The sequence below is a fragment of the Mycobacterium sp. TH-M25 genome, from assembly GCF_057473665.1.
In genome coordinates, this window is sequence record NZ_JBYCLA010000469.1 from 1 (window position 1) to 4,872 (window position 4,872).

At 68.2% G+C, this 4,872-nt stretch carries 5 protein-coding genes and 1 pseudogene; 1 reads left to right on the forward strand and 5 read right to left on the reverse strand.

Translation table 11 applies throughout. The features are described 5' to 3' along the window. Positions 1 to 507 precede the first annotated feature (507 nt). Positions 508 to 1,617, reverse strand: coding sequence for a M24 family metallopeptidase (locus AC2VOU_RS15960; RefSeq protein WP_486958251.1), 1,110 nt, complete (start codon positions 1,615 to 1,617; stop codon positions 508 to 510). A gap of 33 nt (positions 1,618 to 1,650) precedes the next feature. Here AC2VOU_RS15960 and AC2VOU_RS15965 point away from each other — a divergent pair, with 33 nt between their 5' ends. Continuing rightward, entirely contained in the window at positions 1,651 to 2,370 is a 720-nt protein-coding gene (locus AC2VOU_RS15965; protein ID WP_486958252.1) for a B-4DMT family transporter, read from the forward strand. Here the strand turns inward: AC2VOU_RS15965 and aroQ are convergent. The 4 genes and pseudogenes from aroQ to AC2VOU_RS15985 form a co-directional block, all read right to left on the reverse strand. Continuing rightward, on the reverse strand, positions 2,367 to 2,816 hold the full coding sequence (aroQ, locus tag AC2VOU_RS15970) for a type II 3-dehydroquinate dehydratase (RefSeq protein ID WP_486958253.1): 450 nt from the start codon (positions 2,814 to 2,816) through the stop codon (positions 2,367 to 2,369). The two genes, AC2VOU_RS15965 and aroQ, sit on opposite strands and share 4 nt — an antisense overlap. A gap of 49 nt (positions 2,817 to 2,865) precedes the next feature. Beyond that, a complete protein-coding gene (gene aroB / locus AC2VOU_RS15975; RefSeq protein ID WP_486958254.1) occupies positions 2,866 to 3,954 on the reverse strand; it encodes a 3-dehydroquinate synthase in 1,089 nt (362 codons plus the stop codon). Between the two features lie 152 nt (positions 3,955 to 4,106). Then, positions 4,107 to 4,613 (reverse strand): annotated as a pseudogene (locus AC2VOU_RS15980) (shikimate kinase); the annotation flags it as partial. A 4-nt stretch (positions 4,614 to 4,617) separates the two neighbouring features. Continuing rightward, positions 4,618 to 4,872: chorismate synthase (locus tag AC2VOU_RS15985; RefSeq protein ID WP_486958255.1), on the reverse strand; the 255-nt coding region annotated here is incomplete at its 5' end.

Consider the following 4,872-nt stretch of genomic DNA (forward strand, 5'->3'; position numbering starts at 1 on the left):
CGCGGATGTCGTCGGCTAGAACCTGCGCTTGGTCGTGGCGGGCAACGTATGCCTGAAGTGTTGGGCTGGTACTGCTGTCGGTAACGGAGAGGTCTTCGTTAACGGCGAACCCGGCGCACGGGCCGCGCTGACGGCTTGGAGCACACGTTGTTGCGCGGCGAGCATGTCCTCGCTGCCGAAGCTGGCGATGTCTGCCGCCTCACGTAGTCGCTCAGCGTGGCCACGCGCCCTCGAGCGTAGTTGCTTTCACCGGCCGCTCGGAGCATCAACGCCACGCGAGCATCGACACGTCCAACGCTGTCGGCCGCGTGGCGGTCAGCGTGCTGGCGAGCCTCGCCCTACGCACATGAGGGTGACGCCATCGTCGTCGGAATCACCCGGTCGGAGCACGACGCCGCCGAGGTGACGACGAGCATCGGAGGGCGTGCGGGCCGCCAACTCGCTGTTCAGTGCGAGCACACCCTGGGTTTCGTCAGCCGTGCACGCACGGGACTGGCGAAGGTGTTTTCAGGTCAGAATCGCCAGTTCCTTGGGGAACAGGGTGAGCAATTCCGGTGCGTGCCCGGGGCTTGCGACCACCAGCGTGTCCTCGATGCGGACGCCGCCACGGTCGGGCACATAAACGCCGGGCTCCACGGTGACGACGGAGCCCGGCCGTAGTGTCCCGGCGGCGGTGGCGCTGATCCCCGGCGCTTCATGGATCTGCAATCCCACCCCGTGGCCGAGGCCATGACCGAAGTGCGCGCCATGTCCGGCGTCGACGATCACCCCGCGGGCGGCCGCATCGATGTCGGCCAGGCCGGCGCCCGCGGCGAGGGCTTCTCGCCCCGCTCGTTGCGCGACGCTGACCAGCTCATAGATCTCCATCTGCCAGGCGTCAGCTCTACCGGCCCGGCCAAGGACGAAGGTGCGGGTCATATCGGAGTGGTAGCCGCCGACCAGGGCACCGAAGTCGACCTTGACGAAGTCGCCGGTGGCCAGCACCGCGTCGGTGGGCCGGTGGTGTGGAATCGCCGAGTTCGCGCCGCTAGCCACGATCGTCTCGAAGGAGACGCCATCGGCGCCGTGCTCGAACATCAACGCCTCCAGCTCACGGCTCACTTGGCGCTCGGTGCGGCCGGGTCGCAGCCCGCCGCGCTCGACCAGGTCGGTCAGCGCGGCGTCGGCAGCTTCGCAGGCCAATCGCAGCAATGCCACCTCACCCGCGTCCTTGGTTTCGCGCAGGGCCTCCACCAGCTGCGCGGCGCGGACCAGGGCGGCGCCACCGGCCCCGGAAAGCTCGGCGGCCAGCGCGTCGTAGCCGTCCACGGTGACGACGTGGCTCTCGAATCCCACCCGGCGGGCGCGGCCGGCGACGGCGCGTCCGGCCAGATACCGCCCGCAGGCCCGCTCGATCGCGACTTCCAGATCGGGCGCCTGCCGCGCGGCCTGGGTGCGGTAGCGCCCGTCGGTGGCCAGGACGGCGTTATCGCCGTCGGCGAACACCAGCAGCGCCGCATTCGAACCGGTGAATCCGGATAAATAGCGGACATTGATCAGGTCTGTGACCAGCATCGCATCTAATTCGGCCGCGCGAAGTTCGGCACCGAGCGTGGCTCGCCGCTGGGAATGTGTCACACCGGCTGACGCTACTCGCTACGCTGTGGCCCCATGACTAACTGGATGCTGCGTGGCCTGGTGTTCGGCGCCGCGATGGTCGTCGTTCGGCTGTTCCAGGGAACGCTTATCAGCGTGTGGCAAACGCACGCGACATTGATCAGCCTTGTGCTGCTCGCTGTGTTCATCGTGGGCGTGGTTGCCTGGGGTGTGATCGACGGCCGCGAGGACGCAGCGTCCAACCCCGACCCGGACCGCCGGGACGACCTCGCGATGACCTGGCTGTTGGCCGGCCTCATCGCCGGCGTCCTCAGCGGAGCGGTCACCTGGCTGATCGCGGTGTTCTACAAGGCCCTCTACGTGGGCGGGCTGATCAACGAGCTCACCACGTTTGCGGCATTCACCGCGCTGGTGGTGTTCCTGGGCGCGATCAGCGGCGTGGCAGTGGGCCGTTGGCAGGTGGACAAGACGGGCGCCTACAAGCCGCAGAGTGGCGCTGCCCCTGGCGAGCAGGACCGCGCCGACACCGACGTGTTTGCCGCCGTTCGCTCGGAGCAAGCCGCCACCGTCGATGCCCAGGAATGGCCCGAGCAGCAGACGAGCGCGGTGGCGACGGCAGAACGCGACTACGAAACGCCAACGGCCTACAGCGAAGAAGCGGCGCACACGGCCGAGATTCCGACGGCGCCCAGCGAAGCGAACACCACCGAGGTTGCGGTCCACGAGCACGCCGAACCCGCCACCGAGCACATCGAGAAACCGACGACCGACTAGGCGCCCAAGGACTGGCTGCCCAGGCTGGCCAGATAGCGCAGTGCGAGCAGGTAACCCTGCACGCCGCAGCCCACGATGACGCCACTGGCGATCGGGCTCAGATACGAGTGATGCCGAAACTCCTCGCGGGCAAAGACATTGGAGATGTGTACCTCGACCAGAGGCGCACTCAGCTCGGCACAAGCATCGCGCAGCGCAATCGACGTGTGGGTCAGCCCGCCGGCATTGAGGATCACCGGCTCCTGGGCATCCGCTGCCCGATGGATCCAGTCCAGTAGTTGGGCTTCGCTGTCGCTTTGCCGCACAACGACTTTGAACCCCAGCGCGTCCGCTTCGCGTTCCACCAACTCGACGAGATCGTCGTGGGTAGTGTCGCCGTAGACCTCCGGCTCACGAAGACCCAACCGGCCGAGGTTCGGCCCGTTGATCACGTTGACTGTGCTCATGCGCCGCTCCTCAGCATCACTGCGTTCTGCATCGTCGCCGGCGGGCTGCTCACCGGGTTCCCACCTCCGCGTACGCGGCGGCCAGCAGCGCCGGGTCCGGGCCTTCCAGCCGGCCGGGCTTGGCCAGCCCGTCGAGCACCACGAACCGCAGCACCCCGGCTCGGGTTTTCTTGTCCCCGGCCATCGATTCGAGCAGGTGCGGAAGGGCGTCGGCGTCGTAGCTGGTCGGTAGACCCAGCGCGGTCAGGATGTTGCGGTGGCGCTGCGCGGTGGCGTCGTCGAGACGCCCGGCCAGTCGGGCCAATTCGGCGGCGAACACCATGCCGACCGAGACCGCGGCGCCATGCCGCCATTGATAGCGCTCCCGCCGCTCGATCGCGTGGCCCAATGTATGGCCGTAGTTCAGGATCTCGCGCAGTTCGGATTCCTTCTCATCGGCCGCGACGACTTCGGCCTTGACGACGACTGCGCGCCGGATCAGCTCCGGCAGCACCTCCCCTGCCGGGTCCAGCGCGGCCTGCGGGTCGGCTTCGATCAGGTCCAGTATCACCGGGTCGGCGATGAATCCGGCTTTGACGACCTCGGCCATCCCGGCCGCGATCTCGTTGTGCGGCAGCGTCTGCAGCGTTGCGAGGTCGACCAGCACCGCGGTCGGCTGGTGGAATGCACCGACCAGATTCTTACCGGCGTCGGTGTTGATGCCGGTCTTGCCGCCAACGGCGGCATCGACCATCGCCAGCAGTGTGGTGGGCACGTGCACGATCGACACCCCGCGTAACCAGGTGGCCGCCGCGAAGCCCGCGACATCGGTTGCGGCACCTCCACCCAGGCTGACCAACGCATCCTTGCGGCCGATGCCGATGCGGCCCAACACTTCCCAGATGTAACCGACGACGGGCAGGTCTTTACCCGCTTCGGCGTCTGGGATTTCGATCTGATGTGCGTCAATACCCTTGTCGGCCATATGATTTCGGACGTCTTCGGCGGTCTGCGTCAGCACCGGCTGGTGCAGGATTGCGACCCGGTGCCGACCGCCGAGCAGGTCACCGAGTTCGCCGAGCAGGCCCGTGCCGATGACGACCGGGTAGGGCGGGTCCACGTTCACCTGGACGGTGACCGGTTGGCGAGCCTCCGTCATTTCTCCACCTCGGCGCTGCCGTGTCTGCGGGCGGCGGCCAGGGCGGCCGGGGTCGCGGGCGTGGGAGGCGGCCCGGTCCGGGGTTCGGGCGCGCTGAGGTTCCGGGGGGCCGACGAGCGGCGCCACGGCGACCGGCGCCGGTGCCCCGACTTCGGCTCGTTGAGGCGGCACACGATGTGGCGGACGACAGCCCCGGGATTGCGACGGTTGGTGTTCACCCGGATCGTGGCGACCTCTCGGTAGAGCGGCACACGCTGTGTCATCAGCGCGCGGAACTTCTCAGCGCGGTCCGGCCCGGCCAGCAGTGGCCGCACGGTGTTACCACCCGTGCGGCGGACTCCTTCGGCCGCATTGATTTCCAAGTACACGACGGTGTGGCCGGCCAACGCGGCACGCACCCCCGGGGTGGTCACTGCGCCGCCGCCCAGCGACAGGACGCCGTCGTGTGTGTCGAGCGCTGCACGGATCACCTCTTCCTCGATCCGGCGAAACTCCGCTTCGCCGTCGGAAGCGAAGATGTCGGCGATCGCGCGTCCGGTCTGCTGCTCGATGGCTGCGTCGGTGTCGAGCATGGCGACGTCAAGGGCCTTGGCAAGCCGTCGACCGATGGTGGACTTGCCGGATCCCGGCAGTCCCACCAACACGGCTTTGGGCGCCATGGCGTTACCCGGACGCCCGGACTTCGGTGGCCGGTTCCCGCTCGGCGACCGAACGCCGGTAGGACTCGATGTTGCGGCGGGTCTCGGTCAGCGAATCGCCACCGAACTTCTCCAGCGCGGCGCGGGCCAGTACCAACGCGACCATAGTTTCGACCACGACACCGGCGGCCGGGACCGCGCAGACATCGGAGCGCTGGTTGATCGCGACCGCTTCGTCGCCGGTGGCCATGTCGACGGTGGCCAGCGCGCGCGGCACCGT

Coding starts and splice junctions, on each gene's coding strand:
- AC2VOU_RS15965 (WP_486958252.1), top strand. CDS start 1,651: ATGACTAACTGGATGCTGCGTGGCCTGGTGTTCGGCGCCGCGATGGTC.
- aroB (WP_486958254.1), bottom strand. CDS start 3,954: ATGACGGAGGCTCGCCAACCGGTCACCGTCCAGGTGAACGTGGACCCG.
- aroQ (WP_486958253.1), bottom strand. CDS start 2,816: ATGAGCACAGTCAACGTGATCAACGGGCCGAACCTCGGCCGGTTGGGT.